This is a genomic window from Kitasatospora phosalacinea (assembly GCF_000717185.1).
GTDB lineage: Bacteria > Actinomycetota > Actinomycetes > Streptomycetales > Streptomycetaceae > Kitasatospora > Kitasatospora phosalacinea_A.
This window is the reverse complement of sequence record NZ_JNYE01000094.1, coordinates 15,274-30,943: the sequence shown is the minus strand read 5'-3', so window position 1 is coordinate 30,943 and position 15,670 is coordinate 15,274. Positions and strand designations below refer to the sequence as shown.

Here is a 15,670-nt window from a genome sequence, read left to right as displayed (position 1 = left end):
GAGCGGGGGGGTGCGCGGGGGCGGGCCGCGGCCGCGGCCGCGGCGCCGCGGGTCACGGGGCCACGTACTGCACGGTCTGCATCATGCCGAGGTCCTCGTGGTGCAGTTGGTGGCAGTGCGCGATGGTGCGGCCGGTGAAGTCCTCGTAGCGGACCAGGAAGGTCACCGACTCGCCGGGCGTGCCGCCCGCCAGGCCGACGGTGTCGTGCCAGACCGGCGGGTCCAGGCGGACGCCGTTCCGGTGGGTGACCAGGAACGGGTTGGTGTGCAGGTGGAAGGGGTGGTTGAAGCCGGGGGCGGTCTCGCCGGTGCGCACCGTCCAGCGTTCGGTGCGGCCCAGCGGGAGGACGTGGTTGACGTAGTCGGGGTCGTACAGGCCGTACGCCGGGTCGCGGCGGAGGTCGCCGTCCGTCCGGGCGGGCGGGGTGGGGTGGCTGCCGAGGACGCGGAAGGCGTCCGGGAAGGGCTGCGGGAAGACGTTCGGGTCGGCGTGGAAGAGCACCTCCCGGTCCGGGCCGGTGACCTCCCGTTCGTCGAGGGGCGGGCGGCCCGGCGGCAGGGCGGACGGCAGGCCCATCGGGGGGACGACCGGCGGGCCCGCCACCTCGACGGTCAGCAGCGGCTGCGGCACCCGCTCCGCGCGCAGCTCGTACCGGCCGGGCGCGCCGCCGCGGATCAGCACGTCCACCCGGCCGCCCATCACCAGCTCGACCAGCTGCGCGGGCACCGGGGCGGGCAGCGTCACCCCGTCCTGGGCGATCCGGTGCAACGTCAACCTGCCTGACGGGCCGACGAGTTGCAGCTTGAGGGCGGTGAACGCGGTGGCCCCGACCAGCCGCCAGCGCTGCACCTCGCCGGGCCGCAGCGCCAGCACCGGGTTGACCGCGCCGTTGACGGCGAACACCGACGGCACCCCCGTCATCCAGGCGCCCGAGGTGAACGGCGGCACCCGGCCGTCGCGCAGTTTGAGCTCGTTGACGCACACCACCACGTCCGCGGCGGCCCGCACCTCCGGCACCTCGTCCACGTCCCCCTCGACCACGATCACCCCGGCCATCCCCCCGGCCACCTGCTCGGCGGTGGAGCCGTGCAGGTGCGGGTGGTACCAGTACGTCCCGGCCGGGTGGTCGGCCGGGACGTGCACGGCCGAGGTGTAGCGGGGCTCCGGGTCGCCCGCCGCGGCGCGCGGCGCGAACTCCCGCAGCACGTTGTCGGCGCGCCCGGACGGGGAGACGTGCAGCCCGTGGGTGTGCAGGTTGAAGCTGTTGGGCCGGTGCGCCATCCGGGCCCCGCGGTGGTCGTGGACGGGGTTCGGCGGCAGCCCGTTGACGTGCGTCAGCAGCAGGGTGTCCCCGGCCCGCACCCGCAGCGTCGGCCCCGGCAGGGCCCCGTTGTAGGCACGGACGGTCACCCGCCCGTACCCCGGCACCGCGACCTCCGCGTACCGGACGTCCAGCACCTGCTCCAGCACCGACGGCACCCGCCCCGGCACCGCCCGCCGCCGCACCACCACGGGCTGCGGGAACCCCGTCGGCACCGCCACCGGCACCGCCGCCGCAGCCCGCCCGGCCCCGGCACCCGTCCCCGCCACCGACCCGAGACCGGCGGCGGCGACCGTCCTGAGCACCGACCGGCGACTGATCCCGCCACTGACCTCACGACTGTCTCCCATAACCGGGCAATCTAGGCCAAACCACCCGGAGGACCCGGACTGCCGCACCGCACGGCCCCGTCCGGCCGACGGATCGCCGGCACCGCCTGCGGCTGCGGCGCGTGGAACCGCTCCGCTCCCCGGGCTCCTCCGGCGGGCAGCTGCGTCGACGGGGTGCCGGGCCGCCCCGGAAAAGCGCTTGTCGCGGCCGGTACGGTGTGGGCGAACCAGGAGGAGAAGCATGCCCGTACGCCCGGCCGCAGCCGTTGCCGCAGCCGCCCTCGCGACCCTCGCCCTCGCGGGGTGCACCAGCAGCACCACCGACCACCCCGCCACCGACCACTCCGGCGCCGGGGCTGCTCCGACCGCGACCGCGACCGCTCCCGTGACCGCCTCCGCGGCCGCAGCAGCTCCCGTCGAGCAGCCCGGGGCCGCGTGCAGTGCGGCGCCGAGCCCTTCCGAGAGCTGGCTGGGCGGGTGGCGGAAGTCGCTGCCGGAGGAGATCCGCTGCCTGCCGCACATCGCCTCCGGTTACTACATGCGCCAACCGTCGGGGTCGGACGACGTCGAGGGCGAGGGGAACGTCGTGATGGTCGACGTCGAGCCCGACACCGTCCGCGAACAGACCCTGGCCCTGTGCCGACGCATCACCGAACTCGGCTACGGCCCGGACGGCCCCAACGAGGTCGTCTTCCTGTCGGTCGGCAACGGGGAGGAGACCGGCTCGTACGTCTCGATGCCAGGTCAGGAGGCCTGCTCCGTGCGCCGTTGACCCGCGCAGCGGGTTCCCGGGCCGCGGGGCGTTCACATGGTCTGATGAAACGTCATGGGCGCGGGTGAGGAGAGCGAGGCGGGCGGTATGCGGATCGCGGTGATCGGGGCGAACGGCGCGATCGGCCGGTGCGTGGTGACGGAGGCGCTGGCGCGGGGGCACCGGGTGACGGCGGTGGTGCGGCGGCCGGAGGAGTACCAGGGGCTGGCGATCACGGTGGAGCGCGGCGACGTGCTGGACCCGGAGGACGTGGCGCGGGTCGCGGCGGGGCGGGAGGCGGTGGTGAGCGCGGTGGGCGGCGGGGACGGCCCGGGGCGGGGGCGGCTGGTGGAGCCCGCCGCGCACGCGCTGGTCGCCGGGCTGCGCCGGCTCGCGGACGCGGCGCCGCGCCTGCTGGTGGTCGGCAGCGCGGGCAGCCTGGTCACCGCTTCGGGCGCCCCGCTGTGGGACGACCCGTCGGTGTCGCCCCGCCAGTTCGAGCTGATGCGCGCGCACGGCCGGGCCCTGGACTACCTGCGGACGGTCCGCGACCTCGACTGGACGGTGCTCAGCCCGCCGCAGAGCCTGTTCCCGGGCGAGCGCACCGGCGCCTACCGCTCCGCCGCCGACGACCTGGTGGCCACCCCGGACGGCCTGTCCGCCCTCTCGCTGGCGGACCTCGCGGTGGCCCTGGTCGACGAGCTGGAGCGCCCCGCCCACCACGGCGAGCGCTTCACCTGCGGCTACTGAACCCCGGCCGACACCCCGGCCGACACCCCGGCCGACACCCCGGCCGACACCCCGCCCGGGGAGCCGCCCCGCAGCGGCGCGCCCTTGGGGCACCACGTCGAGTGCGGGGTCCGGTACCGGTCGGCCCCGTACAGCACGACCGCCTGTCCCAGCAGGCCCAGCACGGCCAGCGGCACCACGACGGCCAGCACGACGTGCCCGGCCCGCTCCCGCTCCGGTCGGAGGTACAGGGCGGAGCCGAGCTGCCGGGCGCCCCAGCCGAGGGCGGCGGCGCCCGCCAGCAGGCCGGTGAGGGCGAGCAGCGGTGCGTACCCGGGGATCCGGAGGGTGCCGAAGCAGTGCCGGCCCAGCTCGCCCTGGAACGCCGACACGGCCGCGACCGCCCCGGCGGTGCAGGCCCAGCCGGCGCCGGTCGCCAGCAGGACGTACCGCGTCCGGGACCACCAGGGCACCCGTACCTCGTCCATTCCCACCCCATGCACTCCTGCGCGTCGTCCGGCCGTCCCCCGGTCAGACGCGTCCGGGCCGGGAGAGGTTGCCGTACGCGCGGTCCGCGGCGGGGGCGGCCCCGGCGCAGGGGCTGTGCTGCGGGCCGTCGTAGCCGCGGGCGTCCTGCAGGACGGCGTACTGGAAGGCGCCGAACAGGAGGGCGGTGGGCAGGGCGACGAACAGCAGGCAGCCGCCCGCGCTGATCGGGCGGCTGGTCTCGCGCTGGGTCAGGGCGGCGAGCCGGACGGCCCGGAGCGCGGCCGCGGCGCTCAGCAGGGGGCCGGCCCAGGCCAGCAGCAGGGCGTACCCGGGGATGCCGGGGCTGTCCTGGCACCGCCCGATCAGCTGCTGCACGCCCCCGTCGGCCCGGAACGCGAACCAGCTGCAGGCCCAGCCCGCGGCCATCGCCGCCAGGCAGTACCTGGCCCGGAACGGACGGCCCGTCCGCGCCGCCTGCGCCGCCCTCTGCGCCATCTCTTCCCGTTCCTCCTCGGCCCGCTGCCCGCTGCACCACTGGTCGCTGTGGCGCATTCTGCCGAACGGCACGGAAGGAACGTGTAAGGACTTTCCGGGCGGGGCGCGGTCAGCCGAGCTGGACGGAGCGCTTGGCCAGACCCATCCAGAAGCCGTCGATGACGCTGCGCTGCGTGCCGAGGTCGGCCTCGCCCGCGCCGAGGGTGACGAAGAGCGGGGCGAAGTGCTCGGTGCGGGGGTGGGCGAGGCGCCCGGCGGGGGCCTTGTGCTCGAAGTCGAGCAGGGCGTCGAGGTCGCGGGCCTCCAGGGCGCGGCGGCCCCAGTCGTCGAACTCGGCCATCACGGAGGTGACCCGGCCGTCGGGGGAGAGGGCGCGCAGGTTGTGGGTGAAGAAGCCGGAGCCGACGATCAGGACGCCCTCGTCGCGCAGCGGGGCGAGCTTGCGGCCGATCTCCATCAGCTTCCGCGGGTCCAGGGTGGGCAGCGAGACCTGGAGGACGGGGACGTCCGCGTCGGGGTACATCTCGACCAGCGGGACGTACGCGCCGTGGTCCAGCCCGCGGTCCGGCACGTCCTGCACGGGGGTGCCGGGGGCGTTCAGCAACTTGCGGACGGACGCGGCGAGTTCGGGCGCGCCGGGGGCGGCGTAGCGGACCTGGTAGTAGTGCTCGGGGAAGCCCCAGAAGTCGTAGACCAGCGGGCGGGTGTCGACCGCGCCGATCGCCAGCGGGGCCTCCTCCCAGTGCGCGGAGACCATCAGGACCGCCTTGGGGCGGGGCAGGTCCGCGGACCAGGCGGCGAGCTGGCCGGGCCAGAGCGGGTCGTCGGCGAGCGGGGGCGCGCCGTGCGAGAGGTAGAGGGCGGGCATGCGCTCGGTGGTGGGGGTGCTCACGGGTCCGTCCTCCTGCTGCCGGGGCCGCCGACTGGTAGTTCAAATTTGAACCTTGCGACTCCGAAGGTACACCCGAGTTCGAATTTGAACAACCGGAGTAGACTGCGGCGCATGGACGATCCTCGCTGGCTCGACGAGACCGAGATGGCCGCCTGGCGCGGGTTCGTCGCGGCCACCAACCTGGTCGCCCGCCACCTCGAACGCCAGCTCAAGGAGGACGCGGGGCTCTCGCACACCCAGTACGAGATCCTGGTCCAGCTCTCCGCCGCCCCCGGCGGCTCACTGCGGATGACCGACCTGGCCGACCGCCTGATCACCTCCAAGAGCGGCCTCACCTACCAGGTCACCCAGCTGGAGAAGGCGGGCCTGGTCGCCCGCCGCTCCTGCCCCAGCGACGTCCGCGGCGTCTTCGCCGAGATCACCGACCAGGGCTGGAGCGTGCTGCGCGCCGCCGCCCCGGGCCACGTCGCCGCCGTCCGCGAGGCCCTGATCGACGTCCTCGCCCCGGCCCAGCTCGCCGCCCTCGCCGAGAGCCTCGGCACCGTCAGCGACCGCCTGCGCGCCGCCGACTCCTGAGGGCGCGGGCCACCGCTCGGGCACCGGCGGCGGGCCCGCTGGACGTGCGCTCCCCGGGAGGGGTCTTCCCCGTCGGCGGGTCGGTCAGAGCGCCGCCGCCCGCACGCACAGCACGTCCGGCAGGTGGGAGGTCAGCAGGGACCAGTGGTCGCCGCCGTCCGGGGAGCCGTAGACCTCGCCGTTGCGGTTGCCGAAGTAGACGCCCGCCGGGTCGGCGTCGTCGGTGCACAGCGCGTCGCGCAGCACCACGCCGTAGTGCTCCCCGGTGGGCAGCCCGGTGTCCAGCGGCTGCCAGGTCTCGCCCGCGTCGGTGGTGCGGAACACCCGGCAGCGGCGGTCGACGGGCAGCCGGGCGTAGTCGGCCTCCAGCGGGAACAGGTACGCGGTGCCGGGGGTGTGCGGGTGCGCGGCGACGCCGAAGCCGAAGTCGGCGGGCAGGTCGCCGGAGACCGACTTCCACGTCCGCCCGGCGTCGTCGCTGCGGTAGACCCCGCCGTGGTTCTGCAGGTAGAGGCGGTCGGGGTCGCCCGCGTCCCGGGCGATCTTGTGCACGCACTGGCCGAACTCGGGGAAGCGGTCGGGCAGGAAGTCGGTGCGGACGCCGGTGTTGGACGGGCGCCAGCTCAGCCCGCCGTCGGCCGTCCGGTACGCGCCGCCGGAGGAGACCGCGACCAGCAGCGCGTCCGGGTCGCGCGGGTCGGTCAGCACGGTGTGCATGCCCTGGCCGCCGTAGCCCGCGCCCCACTGCTCGCGCTGCGGGTGGTCCCACAGCGCGTCGACCATGGTGAAGCTCTCGCCGCCGTCGGTGGAGCGGAACAGCGCGGCGGGCTCGGTGCCCGCGTACACCACCCCGGGGGCCTCGTCGCCGGCGGGCTGCAGCTGCCACACCCGCTCCAGCGAGGCGCCCGTCCGCTCCGAGAAGCGGACGGCGGGCCGGGCGGGCTCCTGCCAGCTCCCGCCCAGGTCGTCCGACCACCAGACCGAGGGGCCCCAGTGGCTGCTGTCCGCCCCGACCAGCAGCCGGGTGCGGCCGCCGCGGCGGTCGATCCCCACCGCGTAGACCCCGTTCATCGGGAAGTGCGGGCCGCTGAACTCCCACTCCTCGCGGTCCGGGCTGCGGCCCAGGAACAGGCCCTTCTTCGTGCCGACGGCCAGCAGGAAACCACGGGCGTCACGTGCGTCGTTCATCGTCGAACCCCTCCGGAGACTCGGTCGTGCGCGGTCTCGCAGCAGTGTGCTCCGGGCCACTGACACCCGCACGCCAGCGCGCCGCGCGGGCGGGGAATGCCCGCGCCCGGCAGGTGGTTTACAGTTCAACAACACGGTGGCCGAGCCGCCGTGCACGCCCCACCCGGAGGAGGACCCGATGGCATCCACGATCGACCTGCGCCGCGCCGACGAGCGCTTCCGCACCCGGGCCGGCTGGCTGGACTCCAAGCACTCCTTCTCCTTCTCCCACCACTGGGACCCGGCCAACACCCACTTCGGCCTGCTGCTGGTCTCCAACGACGACACCGTCGCCCCCGGCACCGGCTTCGACACCCACCCCCACCGGGACATGGAGATCATCACCTGGGTGCTCGACGGCGGCCTCGTCCACCAGGACTCCGAGGGCCACAACGGCGTCGTCTACCCCGGCCTGGCTCAGCGGATGAGCGCGGGCACCGGCATCCTGCACAGCGAGAAGAACGACTCCTGGACGCTCACCGGCGAACCCGCCCACCGGGACCCGGTCCACTTCGTCCAGATGTGGACCATCCCCGACACCGCGGGCATCGCCCCCGGCTACGAGCAGCTCGACATCAACGACCAGCTCTCCCGGGGCGGTTGGACCACCCTCGCCTCCGGCATGGGCAAGCACGCCGACCAGCGCGCCATCGGCATCCGGCAGAAGCACGCCGCCCTGCACGTCGCCCGCCTGCGCCCCGACGAGACGCTCGAACTCGCCACCGCCCCCTTCGTCCACCTCTACGCCGCCCGCGGTGAAGCCGCCGTCGAAGGCGCCGGCCTCCTCCGCCAGGGCGACGCCCTGCGCATCACCGCCGCCGAGGGCCAGCGCGTCACCGCGGGCCCCGAGGGCGCCGAACTCCTCCAGTGGGAGATGACCGCCGCCCTCGACTGACCCCACCCGCCCGCACCGAGGGCCCGCCCCACCAGGGGCGGGCCCTCGGTCGTGCTGCCGGGAGCGGAACGGTCGGCCGTGCCGCGGGCAGCGGAACGGCGGGGCGCCCGGGGAGTGGTGCTCCGGGGCCCCGCCGTTGGGTGCTGCCTACTGCCGGGGGTCAGTTCTGGGCGGCCTTCTGGGCGGCCACGCCGGCGTGGACCTCGGCCATGTCGAGCTTCCGGGCCTGGCCGATCAGGTCCTCCAGGGAGGCTTCGGGGAGCGCGCCGGGCTGGGCGAAGACCAGCACGCCCTCGCGGATGATCGCCAGGGTCGGAATCGACCGGATGTCGAACGCCGCGGCGAGCTCCTGCTGGGCCTCGGTGTCGACCTTCGCGAAGGTGATGTCCGCGTGCTTGTCGGACGCCCGCTCGAAGACCGGCGCGAACTGGCGGCAGGGGCCGCACCAGGCCGCCCAGAAGTCGATCAGGACGAACGCCTTGCCGTCCTCGCCCTGGACCACCTCGTCGAAGTTGTCCTTGGTCAATTCCACCGTGCTCATCATCGCCACCTGCCTCTCGCAGCTCCGGCCCCGCCTGTCGGGCCCTTCGCCCGGCACAACCCCGCCACCTGCGGAACTATTCCGGCGGCGCGGGCGGTGAACACCCGGGACCCGCCGTACGTACCCCCGGACGAACCGGTCCAACCGGGACCGGGCGGCACCCTCCCGGGACGGCGGCCGTGACCGGCGGAGCGGGAGACGGGGAGGGGTGCGGCGCGGGCGCCCGCGCCGCACTCCCGTCACGGTTATCGACACCGGCCGCACCGGACTTGAGGGCGCGCGCCCGCCCCGCGGTCCGCTCCGGGACGGCAGTGCTGGTCACCGTCCCCGCCACCGCGGCACACTGGAGGTAGTGAGGAGGCCACGCGGGCCCGGGAACTGCCCGCCGCGGGGCGCGTGGACAGCGGTGATGAACAACCGGATGCCCCTGCTCTGCCCGCGCTGCGGGCACCCGCAGCAGGTCGTCCACCAGGACGACCCCCACCACCCGGTGCGCGTGGTGCACACCGGGACCGGCCGCGAGGCGTGCGACGAGCCGGAGGCCGTCGAGGAGCTTCCCGGGGAGAACCCCGGCGAGGCGCCGATCGACGTGGAGCGGACCGGCCTCAGCCGCTGCTGAGACCGGCCCCGCCTCGCCGCCCCGGCCCCGGCGTCGCACCCTGGAAGGACCGGACCGGTCCGAACGACCTGCACGCACCCGGGAGGTGGCGGCCATGACGAGGACGCTGGTCGGATGGCACGTCGAGATGGAGTTCCAGGAGGACGGCGACCGCACCAGGGCCGCCGCACTGGTCCGCCTCTCCGACGGCACGGAACTGCGCGGGCACGGCAGCGCGACCCGGCACCACGGCGACAGCCCGCAGCTGCGGGTCGGCGAGGAGGTCGCCGGGGCGCGCGCCCTCAACGACCTCGCCATGCAGCTGCTCACCAAGGCCCACGACGAGATGAGCCGCCCCACCGGGGACCCGATGGCCCCGCTGATGTGGCGCGACGTGACCTGATCCGGGAGGTGCTCAGAGCTCGCCCAGCGGCACCGCCGGGTCGGCCAGCCGCTCCGGGTCCACCGCGCGCCCGGAGCGGACCAGTTCGCGGATCGGGTCGGTGACGTCCCAGACGTTGACGTTCATCCCGGCCAGCACCTTCCCGCCGGACAGCCAGAACGCGAGGAACTCCCGCCCGGCGACGTCGCCCCGGAACACCACCCGGTCGTAGCCGCCGGGCTCCGCGTAGCCGGTGTACTCCATGCCCAGGTCGTACTGGTCGGTGAAGAAGTACGGGACGCGGTCGTACACGGCCGCCTTGCCGAGCATCGAGGCGGCGGCCACCGCGGGCTGGTTGAGCGCGTTCGCCCAGTGCTCGACCCGGATCGGCCTGCCGAACAGCGGGTGGAAGGCGTTGGCCGCGTCGCCCGCCGCGAACACGTCGGGGTGCGAGGTGGCCAGGTGCTGGTCGGTGCGCACGCCGTCGTCGACCGTCAGCCCGGCGTTCTCGGCCAGCGCCGTGTTCGGGGAGACGCCGACGCCGACCAGCAGCACGTCCGCCGGGACGGTGCTGCCGTCGCCCAGCCGCACGCCGTCCGCCCGCAGCTCCTCGACCCGCACGCCGAGGCGCAGGTCGACGCCGTGCGCCCGGTGCAGGTCCGCGAAGACCCGGGCCACCTCCGGGCCCAGCACCCGCAGCAGCGGCAGCTCGGCCGCCTCCAGCACCGTCACCTCGGCCCCCGCGGTGCGGGCCGCGGCCGCCGCCTCCAGGCCGATCCAGCCCGCGCCGACGATCACCACCCGGGCCCCGGGCCGGAACGCGGCCCGCAGCTGCTCGCTGTCGCCGAGCCGCCGCAGCGTCCGCACGAACTCCCCGTCCCCGCCCGGCACCGGCAGCGTGCGCGGCGCCGAACCGGTGGCCAGCAGCAGCTTCGAGAACGGCAGCCGCTCGCCGCCCTCCAGCGTGACGGCGTGCCCGGCCGGGTCGACCGCGGTGGCCGCGGTGCCCAGCCGCAGCGTCACCCCGTGCTGCCCGTACCAGTCGGCCGGGTGGACGTAGACCTTCTCCTTCTCCTCCTTGCCCAGCAGGTACCCCTTGGACAGCGGGGGCCGCTCGTACGGCCGCTCGGCCTCGTCGCCGACCAGGGTGACCGGCCCCCCGTAGCCCTCCGCGCGCAGCGCCTCGGCGGCCTTCGCCCCGGCCAGGCCCGCTCCGACGATCACGATCCCGGTGTCCATGCCCACACGTCCTTCCCAGCGCGGCGTCCCCTTGTCCGCCGTCCTGCCCGACCTTGGCACCGCCACACGTCCGACCGGGGGACCCGCGCCGGTCCGCGACCCGCCCCGGCCCGGATTCGCCCGCGAGGCGCACCACCCTCCGGCGGCGCCCTCCGCCTAGGCTGGGCGGGTCCGGCCCTTCCGGTCGGCGGAGCGTCGAAGGGAGCCCGCGGGATGGTGGAGCGAACGGCCACGGTGCGCTGCGTGCCCGCGGTGCCGTGCTGGGTCGGCCTGACAGCGCGCGACCTCGCGGTCGCGCGGGGCTTCTACGGGCCGCTGCTGGGCTGGGAGTTCGCCCCCGGGCCGGACCGCTGGGGCCCCTACCTGCGCGCGATCGTCGACGGCGTCGAGGTCGCCGGGCTGAGCGAGCTCGGCACCGACTGGGAACGCCCCGTCGCCTGGACCACCTACTTCGGCACCGAGAGCGCCGACCGCGCCGCCGACGGCGTCCGCGAACGCGGCGGCACCCTCGCCGTCGGCCCGCTCTCCTTCGACGCCGGGCGGGTCGCGCTGGCCGCCGACCCCTTCGGCGCGACCTTCGGCATCTGGGAGGGCGAACCCGCCGACCCCCGGCCCGGCGACGCCCCCTGGACCGCCGAGCCCGGTGCCCCCGCCTGGATCGAACTGCGCACCGCCGACCCGTTCGCCGCCGCCCTCTTCTACGGCGAGGTGTTCCGCTGGGACGACCGCGACCCGGCGCTGTTCGAGGTCCGCTACGAGCACGAGCGCGTCGTGCTGCGCTCCGAGGACCGCAGCGTCGCCGCGCTGCGCGCCGCGCGGGACCTCTCCCCGCACTGGGAGGTCTTCTTCGCCGTCCCCGACACCGACACCGCCGCCCACCGCGCCACCGCCCTCGGCGGCCGCGTCCTCGACGGCCCCGCGGACTCCCCCTACGGGCGGGTCGCCCGGCTCGCCGACGCGGAGGGCGGGCACTTCTCGGTCCTGGGGCCCGGGCGGACGCCTGTTTAGCGGACGCGTATTCAGGGGCCCGGAGCAGCACGGACGCATCGACGGGCTCCGGCCGGCAGCAGCCCGGACCCGCCGTGCCCCGGGCCCCTGAGTGCGCGCCCCTTCCGGGCCCGGTGCTTCAGGGGGTGAGGGTCGGGGCGAAGAGGCGGTGCATCGCCTCCGGGAGGTCGTCGGGGCGGGTGACGGGGCGGTGGAAGTCGAAGCGGGCGTCCAGGCTGCCGTCGCCGAGGAGCAGGCGCACCCGCAGGCCGTGGCGGTCGAGGGCGACCGGGCGGACTCCGTGCAGGCGCTCGGCGGTGGGCCGGTGGTGGTCCAGGGCCCGGGTGCCGAGCAGCAGGAGCTGGTCGGCGTGGGCGTCGGCCAGGTGCTGGAGGAGGCCGGTCTCCTCGGCGGCGACGGGGTCGGGGCTCGCGGCGGCCGTCTCGTCGGGGTCGACGCAGCACTCGGAGCCCCACAGGTCGTCCAGGGCGAGGTGCTCGGGCTCCAGCCGGAGCAGGACGTCGCCGTGGTGGCCGTGGCGGGGGAACAGCGCGGCGGCGCTCTCGCCGGGGGAGCGGGTGAGCTGCCCGCGGACCAGGAGGCGGCCGCGGACGCGGTGCGGGAGGGCGACGGGGGCGACGTCCACGCAGTCGAGTTCGGCGGTGAGCGGGGTGCGGGCGAGGGCGGTGATCCGGTGCAGGGCCGACTCGCGGCTGACCAGCACCGCCACCGAGCCGTCCGGCCGCAGCGCGCAGGCGACCTGCGGGGGCAGGCCGGGGCGGGCGGTGAGGTCGGCGCCGTGGACGTCCAGGACCGTGGAGGAGGCGTGCTCCAGCAGGGTGCGGGCGCGTTCGGCGGCGGACGGGCGGCGGGCGGGCTGGGGCAGCACGGGGAGCCTCCTTCTGCTTAGGTAAGGCTAACCTAATCAAGAAGGGGGTCGGAGGTCCAGTGCCGGGGTGCGCTCAGTCGCCGACCCGCCCGGCCGGTGCGCCCAGCATCCGCAGCACCAGCTGCCCGTACCGCCGCCCCAGCTCCTCCGGGGACTCGCTGCTGCGCTCGGTGTACCAGCGCGAGACGTCGATGCCGAGCGAGGTGACGGCGCGGGCCGCGGTGCGCTGGTCGGGGACGCGGAACAGGCCCTGCGCCACCCCGTCCGCGATGATCCGCAGCACCGTCTCCTCGATCCGGATCCGCAGGTCGGCGACGGCCGCGAAGTCCTCCTCGGGCAGGGCGTGCAGCTCGTGGTTGACGATCCGGCCGACGGTGTGGCCGCGGGCGTGCCAGGCGGTGAAGGACTCCGCGAGGGCGCGCATCCGCTCCACCGGGTCCGACCCGGCGGCCTCGGCGCGCTCGACCAGCTCCAGGGTGGCCCGGTGGCCGGTGCGGGAGATCTCGGCGAGCAGTGCCGCCTTCGACGGGTAGTGGATGTACAGCGCGGCCGGGCTCATCCCGGCGGCGGTGGCGATGTCCCGGGTGGTGGTGGCGTGGTAGCCGCGGCGGGCGAAGGAGTCCACGGCGGCCAGCAGCAGCCGCCGGGCGGCCTCGGTGCGCTCCCCGGGCCAGAGTTCGGCGGTCGCTGGGTCGGTCATGGGGCAATCCTCCCAGACGGCTCCGGCCCGCCCCGGCGGGTCGGGCTGTTGACAGTGTCGCCCGCCGCCAAGATGCTAAGCAAGCGCTTAGTCACATCGGTTCGGAGAGGTGCGAGGTACGAGATGGCAGTGTCGTTCGAGGGCAAGGTGGCCGTGGTCACCGGCGCGAGCCGGGGCATCGGGTTCGGCATCGCCCGGGAGCTGGTCCGGCGCGGGGCGAAGGTCTGCCTCACCGCCCGCACCGCGGAGACCCTGGAGCAGGCCGCGAAGGAGCTCGGCGGGCCCGGGCACGCGATCGCCGTCGCCGGGAAGTCCGACGACGCCGCGCACCAGGAGGAGGCCGTCGCCCGCGTCATGGAGACCTACGGCCGCCTCGACCTGCTGGTCAACAACACCGGCATCAACCCCGTCTACGGCCCGGTCCTGGACACCGACCCGGCCGCCGCCGCCAAGATCCTCGCCGTCAACGTGCTCGCCCCGCTGGCCTGGACCCGCCGCGCCCACGCCGCCTGGATGGGCGAGCACGGCGGCGCCGTCGTCAACGTCGCCTCCATCGCGGGCATCCGGTCCTCCAGCGGCATCGGCATGTACGGCGTCTCCAAGGCCGCGCTGATCCGCCTCACCATGGAACTCGCCACCGAACTCGGCCCCGCCGTCCGGGTCAACGCCGTCGCCCCCGCCGTGGTCAAGACCAAGTTCGCCGAAGCGCTCTACGAGGGCCGCGAGGAGAAGGTCGCCCGCGCCTACCCCCTCGGCCGCCTCGGCCTCCCCGAGGACATCGCCGGGGCCGTCGCCTTCCTGCTCTCCGAGGACGCCGCCTGGATCACCGGCCAGACCCTGGTCGTCGACGGCGGCGTCACCCTCGGCGGCGGCCTGTGAGCGGGCCCCGGCCCGCCCCCGGCGGGGCCGACCTCGCCGGGGCCGGGGCCGTCGTCACCGGCGCCGGGCGCGGCATCGGGGCCGCCCTCGCCCGCGCCCTGGCCGCCGCCGGCGCCCGGGTGGTGGTCAACGACCTCGACGCCGACGCGGCCCGCGCCGTCGCCGCCGAGACCGGCGGGCACGCCGTCCCCGGCGACGCCGCGGGCGAGGACGGCGTCGCCGCCCTGATCGGCGCCGCCCGCGACCGCCTCGGCGCGATCGACCTCTACTGCGCCAACGCGGGCGTCGCCACCACCGGCGGCCCCGACGCCGGGCCCGAGGCCTGGGAACTGGCCTGGCAGGTCAACGTGCTCGCCCACGTGCGGGCCACCCGCCTGCTGCTGCCCGACTGGCTGGAGCGCGGCACCGGCCGCTACCTGGCCACCGTCTCCGCCGCCGGGCTGCTCACCATGCTCGGCTCCGCCCCGTACGCCGTCACCAAGCACGGCGCCCTCGCGTACGCCGAGTGGCTCTCCGCCACCTACCGGCACCGCGGCCTGAAGGTGCACGCCCTGTGCCCGCAGGGCGTGCGCACCCGGATGCTCGACGGCACCGGCACCCACGGGCAGGTCCTGCTCGCCCCCACGGCGATCGAGCCCGCCGAGGCCGCGGCCGCCGCCCTGCGCGGGATGGCCGCCGACGAGTTCCTGATCCTCCCGCACCCCGAGACCGCCGGGCAGTACGCGGCCCGCGCCACCACCCCCGACCGCTGGCTGCGCGGCATGAACCGCCTCCAGCAGGAGATCGAGGCCCGATGAGAGCCTGGCGGATCACCCGCACCGGCGCACCCCTGGACGTGATGGAACTCGTCCCGGACGCCGACCTCCCCGTGCCCGGACCGGGCCAACTCCTGGTCCGGGTAAGGGCCGCGGCCGTCAACTTCCCCGACGCGCTGATGGCCGCCGGGCAGTACCAGGTCCGCCCGCCGCTGCCGTTCACCCCCGGCGTGGAACTCTGCGGCGAGGTCACCGAGGGGCCGCGGGCCGGTCAACGCCTGATCGGCACCGCGGAGCTGCCCGCCGGGGCGTTCGCCGAGCACGCCCTGATGAACGCCGCCACCGCCCTGCCCGCCCCCGGCCACCTGGACGACGCCGAAGCCGCCGGCTTCCACATCGCCTACCAGACGGCCTGGTTCGCCCTGCACCGGCGCGCCCGCCTCGCCCGCGGCGAGACCCTCCTGGTGCACGCCGCGGCCGGAGGCGTCGGCAGCGCCGCCGTCCAACTCGGCAAGGCCGCCGGGGCGTTCGTCATCGCCGTGGTCGGCGGACCGGAGAAGGCCTCCGTCGCACGGGAGTTGGGCGCGGACGTGGTGGTCGACCGCCGTGCCGGGGACTTCGTCACCGCCGTCAAGGAGGCCACCGGCGGCCGCGGCGCCGACGTGGTCTTCGACCCGGTCGGCGGCCCCGCCTTCACCGGCTCCACCAGGTGCGTCGCCTTCGAGGGCCGGATCGTCCTGGTCGGCTTCGCCTCCGGCGAGATCCCCGCCCCGCCGCTCGGCCACGCCCTGGTGAAGAACTACTCCCTGCTCGGCCTGCACTGGGGCCTCTACGCCACCCGCGACCCCGCCGCCGTCCGCGCCTGCCACGCGGCCCTCACCGCCCTCGCCCCCCGCCCCCTGGTCTCCGCCCGCCTCCCCCTGGAGTCGGCCGCCACCGCCGTCCACGACCTCGCGGCCGGCACCACCACCGGCCGCCTCGCGATCGTCCCCTGA

General features: G+C 75.7%; 19 protein-coding genes. 10 read left to right on the top strand and 9 right to left on the bottom strand.

Going from position 1 to position 15,670, the window contains the following annotated elements; translation table 11 throughout:
* Positions 1–52: 52 nt before the first annotated feature.
* Positions 53–1,672: a multicopper oxidase family protein gene (locus tag OO57_RS30495; RefSeq protein ID WP_158715282.1), complete on the bottom strand. Its 1,620-nt coding sequence runs from the start codon at positions 1,670–1,672 to the stop codon at positions 53–55.
* 220 nt (positions 1,673–1,892) lie between these two features.
* Here OO57_RS30495 and OO57_RS30490 point away from each other — a divergent pair, with 220 nt between their 5' ends.
* Together OO57_RS30490 and OO57_RS30485 are read left to right on the top strand one after the other, a co-directional pair.
* Positions 1,893–2,423 carry a hypothetical protein gene (locus OO57_RS30490; RefSeq protein ID WP_033255952.1) on the top strand — a complete coding sequence of 177 codons (531 nt, stop codon included), beginning with the start codon at positions 1,893–1,895 and terminating at the stop codon, positions 2,421–2,423.
* Between the two features lie 54 nt (positions 2,424–2,477).
* Positions 2,478–3,152 (top strand): NAD(P)-dependent oxidoreductase, encoded by a 675-nt coding sequence (locus OO57_RS30485; RefSeq protein ID WP_234337571.1) that lies wholly within the window; start codon positions 2,478–2,480, stop codon positions 3,150–3,152.
* Here the strand turns inward: OO57_RS30485 and OO57_RS30480 are convergent.
* From OO57_RS30480 to OO57_RS30470, 3 genes are read right to left on the bottom strand one after another with little or no spacing between them, the layout of a single operon-like run.
* Positions 3,146–3,619: a hypothetical protein gene (locus OO57_RS30480; protein ID WP_033255950.1), complete on the bottom strand. Its 474-nt coding sequence runs from the start codon at positions 3,617–3,619 to the stop codon at positions 3,146–3,148. The genes OO57_RS30485 and OO57_RS30480 overlap by 7 nt on opposite strands.
* A gap of 43 nt (positions 3,620–3,662) precedes the next feature.
* Complete coding sequence (locus tag OO57_RS30475) at positions 3,663–4,187, bottom strand: hypothetical protein (protein ID WP_158715281.1); 525 nt, start codon at positions 4,185–4,187, stop codon at positions 3,663–3,665.
* A 37-nt stretch (positions 4,188–4,224) separates the two neighbouring features.
* Positions 4,225–4,983, bottom strand: coding sequence for a dioxygenase (locus OO57_RS30470; RefSeq protein ID WP_033255958.1), 759 nt, complete (start codon positions 4,981–4,983; stop codon positions 4,225–4,227).
* Positions 4,984–5,118: 135 nt separating this feature from the next.
* Here OO57_RS30470 and OO57_RS30465 point away from each other — a divergent pair, with 135 nt between their 5' ends.
* Positions 5,119–5,583 carry a MarR family winged helix-turn-helix transcriptional regulator gene (locus OO57_RS30465; protein WP_033255948.1) on the top strand — a complete coding sequence of 155 codons (465 nt, stop codon included), beginning with the start codon at positions 5,119–5,121 and terminating at the stop codon, positions 5,581–5,583.
* Between the two features lie 84 nt (positions 5,584–5,667).
* Here the strand turns inward: OO57_RS30465 and OO57_RS30460 are convergent, their stop codons facing one another.
* A complete protein-coding gene (locus tag OO57_RS30460; RefSeq protein WP_033255947.1) occupies positions 5,668–6,771 on the bottom strand; it encodes a WD40/YVTN/BNR-like repeat-containing protein in 1,104 nt (367 codons plus the stop codon).
* Between the two features lie 178 nt (positions 6,772–6,949).
* On the opposite strand from OO57_RS30460, the gene OO57_RS30455 reads away from it, so the two are divergent.
* Positions 6,950–7,705, top strand: a complete 756-nt coding sequence (locus OO57_RS30455; RefSeq protein WP_033255946.1) for a pirin family protein — start codon at positions 6,950–6,952, stop codon at positions 7,703–7,705.
* Positions 7,706–7,865: 160 nt separating this feature from the next.
* Here the strand turns inward: OO57_RS30455 and trxA are convergent, their stop codons facing one another.
* Positions 7,866–8,255, bottom strand: a complete 390-nt coding sequence (trxA, locus tag OO57_RS30450) for a thioredoxin (RefSeq protein ID WP_267884999.1) — start codon at positions 8,253–8,255, stop codon at positions 7,866–7,868.
* 400 nt (positions 8,256–8,655) lie between these two features.
* Between trxA and OO57_RS30445 the strand changes: the two genes are divergently transcribed.
* Positions 8,656–8,865, top strand: a complete 210-nt coding sequence (locus OO57_RS30445) for a hypothetical protein (RefSeq protein ID WP_033255945.1) — start codon at positions 8,656–8,658, stop codon at positions 8,863–8,865.
* 94 nt (positions 8,866–8,959) lie between these two features.
* A complete protein-coding gene (locus OO57_RS30440) occupies positions 8,960–9,247 on the top strand; it encodes a DUF1876 domain-containing protein (protein WP_033255944.1) in 288 nt (95 codons plus the stop codon).
* 12 nt (positions 9,248–9,259) lie between these two features.
* On the opposite strand, the gene OO57_RS30435 is transcribed toward OO57_RS30440, so the two are convergent.
* Positions 9,260–10,465, bottom strand: coding sequence for an NAD(P)/FAD-dependent oxidoreductase (locus OO57_RS30435; RefSeq protein WP_033255943.1), 1,206 nt, complete (start codon positions 10,463–10,465; stop codon positions 9,260–9,262).
* Positions 10,466–10,678: 213 nt separating this feature from the next.
* Here OO57_RS30435 and OO57_RS30430 point away from each other — a divergent pair, with 213 nt between their 5' ends.
* Entirely contained in the window at positions 10,679–11,473 is a 795-nt protein-coding gene (locus OO57_RS30430; protein WP_033255942.1) for a VOC family protein, read from the top strand.
* A 118-nt stretch (positions 11,474–11,591) separates the two neighbouring features.
* Here the strand turns inward: OO57_RS30430 and OO57_RS30425 are convergent, their stop codons facing one another.
* Together OO57_RS30425 and OO57_RS30420 are read right to left on the bottom strand one after the other, a co-directional pair.
* Complete coding sequence (locus tag OO57_RS30425; protein ID WP_051778452.1) at positions 11,592–12,341, bottom strand: DUF2470 domain-containing protein; 750 nt, start codon at positions 12,339–12,341, stop codon at positions 11,592–11,594.
* A gap of 73 nt (positions 12,342–12,414) precedes the next feature.
* Positions 12,415–13,041 carry a TetR/AcrR family transcriptional regulator gene (locus OO57_RS30420; protein WP_033255941.1) on the bottom strand — a complete coding sequence of 209 codons (627 nt, stop codon included), beginning with the start codon at positions 13,039–13,041 and terminating at the stop codon, positions 12,415–12,417.
* 123 nt (positions 13,042–13,164) lie between these two features.
* On the opposite strand from OO57_RS30420, the gene OO57_RS30415 reads away from it, so the two are divergent.
* From OO57_RS30415 to OO57_RS30405, 3 genes are read left to right on the top strand one after another with little or no spacing between them, the layout of a single operon-like run.
* Positions 13,165–13,920 (top strand): SDR family oxidoreductase, encoded by a 756-nt coding sequence (locus tag OO57_RS30415; RefSeq protein ID WP_033255940.1) that lies wholly within the window; start codon positions 13,165–13,167, stop codon positions 13,918–13,920.
* On the top strand, positions 13,917–14,717 hold the full coding sequence (locus tag OO57_RS30410; protein ID WP_033255939.1) for an SDR family oxidoreductase: 801 nt from the start codon (positions 13,917–13,919) through the stop codon (positions 14,715–14,717). The genes OO57_RS30415 and OO57_RS30410 overlap by 4 nt, the downstream gene beginning before the upstream one ends.
* Entirely contained in the window at positions 14,714–15,670 is a 957-nt protein-coding gene (locus OO57_RS30405; RefSeq protein WP_033255938.1) for an NADPH:quinone oxidoreductase family protein, read from the top strand. The genes OO57_RS30410 and OO57_RS30405 overlap by 4 nt, the downstream gene beginning before the upstream one ends.

Excerpts from the sequence above, each read along its gene's own strand:
- OO57_RS30495 (WP_158715282.1), bottom strand. The coding sequence starts at position 1,672 with ATGGGAGACAGTCGTGAGGTCAGTGGCGGGATCAGTCGCCGGTCGGTG.
- OO57_RS30490 (WP_033255952.1), top strand. The coding sequence starts at position 1,893 with ATGCCCGTACGCCCGGCCGCAGCCGTTGCCGCAGCCGCCCTCGCGACC.
- OO57_RS30485 (WP_234337571.1), top strand. The coding sequence starts at position 2,478 with ATGGGCGCGGGTGAGGAGAGCGAGGCGGGCGGTATGCGGATCGCGGTG.
- OO57_RS30480 (WP_033255950.1), bottom strand. The coding sequence starts at position 3,619 with ATGGACGAGGTACGGGTGCCCTGGTGGTCCCGGACGCGGTACGTCCTG.
- OO57_RS30470 (WP_033255958.1), bottom strand. The coding sequence starts at position 4,983 with ATGCCCGCCCTCTACCTCTCGCACGGCGCGCCCCCGCTCGCCGACGAC.
- OO57_RS30465 (WP_033255948.1), top strand. The coding sequence starts at position 5,119 with ATGGACGATCCTCGCTGGCTCGACGAGACCGAGATGGCCGCCTGGCGC.
- OO57_RS30460 (WP_033255947.1), bottom strand. The coding sequence starts at position 6,771 with ATGAACGACGCACGTGACGCCCGTGGTTTCCTGCTGGCCGTCGGCACG.
- OO57_RS30455 (WP_033255946.1), top strand. The coding sequence starts at position 6,950 with ATGGCATCCACGATCGACCTGCGCCGCGCCGACGAGCGCTTCCGCACC.
- OO57_RS30445 (WP_033255945.1), top strand. The coding sequence starts at position 8,656 with ATGAACAACCGGATGCCCCTGCTCTGCCCGCGCTGCGGGCACCCGCAG.
- OO57_RS30440 (WP_033255944.1), top strand. The coding sequence starts at position 8,960 with ATGACGAGGACGCTGGTCGGATGGCACGTCGAGATGGAGTTCCAGGAG.
- OO57_RS30435 (WP_033255943.1), bottom strand. The coding sequence starts at position 10,465 with ATGGACACCGGGATCGTGATCGTCGGAGCGGGCCTGGCCGGGGCGAAG.
- OO57_RS30430 (WP_033255942.1), top strand. The coding sequence starts at position 10,679 with ATGGTGGAGCGAACGGCCACGGTGCGCTGCGTGCCCGCGGTGCCGTGC.
- OO57_RS30420 (WP_033255941.1), bottom strand. The coding sequence starts at position 13,041 with ATGACCGACCCAGCGACCGCCGAACTCTGGCCCGGGGAGCGCACCGAG.
- OO57_RS30415 (WP_033255940.1), top strand. The coding sequence starts at position 13,165 with ATGGCAGTGTCGTTCGAGGGCAAGGTGGCCGTGGTCACCGGCGCGAGC.
- OO57_RS30405 (WP_033255938.1), top strand. The coding sequence starts at position 14,714 with ATGAGAGCCTGGCGGATCACCCGCACCGGCGCACCCCTGGACGTGATG.